2 protein-coding genes and 1 rRNA gene are annotated in these 3,562 nt (G+C 66.6%); all 3 read right to left on the bottom strand.

What is annotated here, in order from left to right:
• Nucleotides 1-119: 119 nt before the first annotated feature.
• Nucleotides 120-2,615: a mannose-1-phosphate guanyltransferase gene (locus ACFWV8_RS19225; RefSeq protein WP_329390405.1), complete on the bottom strand. Its 2,496-nt coding sequence runs from the start codon at nucleotides 2,613-2,615 to the stop codon at nucleotides 120-122.
• Between the two features lie 110 nt (nucleotides 2,616-2,725).
• A complete protein-coding gene (locus tag ACFWV8_RS19220; RefSeq protein WP_329390403.1) occupies nucleotides 2,726-3,334 on the bottom strand; it encodes a CDP-alcohol phosphatidyltransferase family protein in 609 nt (202 codons plus the stop codon).
• Between the two features lie 137 nt (nucleotides 3,335-3,471).
• A 5S ribosomal RNA gene (gene rrf / locus ACFWV8_RS19215) occupies nucleotides 3,472-3,562 on the bottom strand; the annotation flags it as partial.

Here is a 3,562-nt window from a genome sequence, read left to right as displayed (position 1 = left end):
TGGGGGGGGGGGTGGGGTCTCCCCCAACTTCGCCTCCGGCGCGCCACCCCCCGCCCTTGGGCCCCACGTGGGGGGGGGGGGGGGGGCGCCCCCCCCCCCCCCCCCACACCGCGATCAGGTCACTGACCTGCGCTGTCCACGACCGCGGACCACTCGTCGAGCAGCGCCTGAGCGGAGGCGTCGTCCGGTCCCTCGGCCCACAGATGGGTGACGGCCTCGGCGGGCGCGGGAAGCACCATCACCCACCGCCCGTCGGCCTCCACGACCCGGATGCCGTCGGTCGTGTCGACGTCCCGCTCGCCGGCCGCCTCCACCACCCGTCGCATGACCAGACCCTTGACGGCCCAGGGGGTAGCCAGATCCCTGCGCAGCACGTGGGCGCGCGGAATGCGGGCGTCGATCTGGCTGAGCGTGAGCTGTGTACGGGCGACCAGGCCCAGCAGCCGTACGAAGGCCGCCGTGCCGTCCAGCAGACTGCTGAACTCCGGGACGATGAACGCACCGCGCCCGTCACCGCCGAAGATCGTGGAATCCTCCCTGCCGACCCTCGTGAGGTCGTCGGGCGACGTGGTCGTCCACTCCACCTGTGTCCCGTGGTACGCGGCGACCTGCTCGGCGATCCTGGTGGTCGTGACGGGCAGCGCCACCCGCCCGCTGCGCCGCTCGGCGGCGACCAGGTCGAGCAGCACCAGCAGGGCACGGTCGTCCTCGATGATCCGGCCACGCTCGTCCACGAGCGACAGCCGCTCGCCCACGGGGTCGAAGCGCACCCCGAAGGACGCCCGCGCCGACGCCACGATCTCGCCCAGCCTGACCAGACCGGACCTGCGCGACTCCACGGTCTCGGTCGGCCGCGCCTCGTCCAGGCCGGGATTGATGGTCAGCGCGTCGACCCCGAGCCGCCCGAGAAGACTGGGCAGAACGAGCCCCGCGCTGCCGTTGGACGCGTCCACGACGACCTTGAGCCCGGCCTCGGCGATCCCGGACGTGTCGACGTTCCGGAGCAGCGAGCCGGTGTACGAGTCGAAGACGCTCGCGGGGAAGTGCAGGTCCCCGATCTCGCCGGGGAAGGCCCTGCGGTACTCCTGCCTCGCGTAGACCCGGTCCAGCTTGCGCTGGCCGGCCTGGGAGAGGTCGGCGCCCCGTTCGTCGAAGAACATGATGTCGACGGAGTCGGGCACACCCGGCGTCGTACGGATCATGATGCCGCCGGCACTGCCACGGCCCGTCTGCTGCCGTGCCACCGGCAGCGGGACGTTCTCCAGGTCCCTTACGTCGATGGCACTGGCCTGGAGGGCGGAGATCACCGCCCGCTTGAGCGCGCGCGCACCACGCGAGTGGTCACGCGCGGTGGTGACCGTGGAGCCCTTCTTGAGCGTCGTGGCGTACGCCCCTGCCAGCCGCACGGCCAGCTCGGGCGTGATCTCGACGTTGAGAATCCCGGAGACCCCACGCGCTCCGAAGAGATGCGCCTGTCCTCTGGACTCCCAGATCACCGAGGTGTTGACGAACGCGCCGGCCTCGATGGTCTTGAACGGATACACCCGGACATTGCCCTGGATAATCGATTCTTCACCGACAAGGCACTCGTCACCGATGACCGCGCCGTCCTCGATCCGGGAGGCCCGCATGATGTCGGTGTTCTTGCCGATCACACAGCCACGCAGATTGCTGTGCTGCCCGATGTAGACGTTGTCGTGCACAACGGCGCGATGGAGAAAGGCCCCGGATTTGACGACCACGTTGGAGCCGATGACGGTGTGCTCGCGGATCTCGGCGTCCGCCTCGACCTTGGCGTAGTCACCGATGTAGAGCGGACCGCGCAGAACGGCGTCGGGATGGACCTCGGCGCCTTCGGCGACCCACACTCCGGGCGAGATCTCGAAACCGTCGAGATCGACGTCGACCTTGCCCTCCAGGACATCCGCCTGGGCTTTCACATAACTCTCGTGCGTCCCGACGTCCTCCCAGTAGCCCTCGGCGATATAGCCGTAGACGGGCTTGCCCTCTTTCATGAGCTGAGGGAAGACGTCGCCCGACCAGTCGACCGAGGTGTCGGCCTCGACGTAGTCGAACACCTCGGGCTCCATCACATAGATGCCCGTGTTGACGGTGTCCGAGAACACCTGGCCCCAAGTGGGCTTCTCCAGGAAGCGCTCCACCTTTCCCTCTTCGTCCACGATCGTGATACCGAACTCAAGTGGGTTCGGCACCCGGGTCAGGCACACCGTGACCAGCGCGCCCTTCTCCTTGTGGAAGGCGATGAGGTCCGTCAGGTCGAAGTCGGTGAGAGCGTCACCGGAAATGACGAGAAAAGCATCGTCCTTGAGCGCCTCTTCGGCGTTCTTCACACTCCCCGCAGTGCCGAGCGGCTTTTCCTCATTGGCATAGGTGAGCTCCATGCCAAGCTCTTCGCCGTCACCGAAATAGTTCTTCACGAGAGAGGCGAGGAACTGAACGGTGACCACGGTTTCACTGAGTCCGTGCCGCTTGAGCAATCGCAGCACATGCTCCATGATTGGCCGATTCGCCACCGGCAACAACGGCTTGGGCATGCTTGAGGTCATGGGGCGAAGGCGCGTGCCCTCGCCTCCAGCCATCACGACGGCCTTCATGTCGGAAGCGTCCTCCTTGAAGAGACGGTCTCGCCGACGTCACCCATCTGGACAGGCCGTAAGGCATCAGGTGCGGGCCGGCGACACTGCACGGCACCACATCGACGAGCTCAATCGGCCACTCTGTCCGCTCTGACGAGCCGGCGGACCTGGACCACGTAGAGGATCCCTGCCCACCAATAGAGAGTTGTACCCCATCCAGCGAACGCCCATCCGAAAACTTCGGCAAGCGATGCGAGCCATCCGCTCCCGTCGCTGAGTAGTAGCAACGGGAAGGCATACATCAAGTTGAAGGTAGCTGCCTTTCCCAAGAAGTTCACCTGGGGAGGCGGATAGCCGTGCCTGCGGAGGATTCCCACCATCACCAGCAGCATCAGCTCGCGGGCCAGGAGAGCCGCGGTGAGCCAGAGGGGCAGGATCTCGCGCCAGGTCAGACCGGCAAGGGTGGAAAGGATGTACAGACGGTCGGCCGCGGGGTCCAGGAGCCGCCCCAGACTGCTGATCTGGTTCCAGCGTCGGGCGAGCATGCCGTCGAGATAGTCGGTCACCCCGCTGAGCATCAGGACGAGCAATGCCCAGCCGTCGCTGTTCGGCCCGCCGAACTCGGGGCGGAGGATGAGCCACAGGAAGAGCGGCACACCGAGGAGGCGAGCCATGCTCAGGATGTTGGGGATGGTGAACACCCGATCCGTCTGGACGCGGGTCTCCTGAACCTCCACCCGGGGGCCTCCTGTGCGGGGATGTGCCGATGATGCCCCCTGACCCTACCCGGAGAGTTGGCCTACGGACGCCGTGGGGTCTTGAACGCAGAAGTGCCCCGCACCAAAACGGTGCGGGGCACTCCCGACAAAGAATTGTTCGGCGGCGTCCTACTCTCCCACAGGGTCCCCCCTGCAGTACCATCGGCGCTGAAAGGCTTAGCTTCCGGGTTCGGAATGTAACCGGGC

Source organism: Streptomyces sp. NPDC058665 (assembly GCF_042714995.1).
Classification (GTDB): domain Bacteria; phylum Actinomycetota; class Actinomycetes; order Streptomycetales; family Streptomycetaceae; genus Streptomyces.
This window is presented reverse-complemented; position numbering and strand designations above follow the sequence as displayed.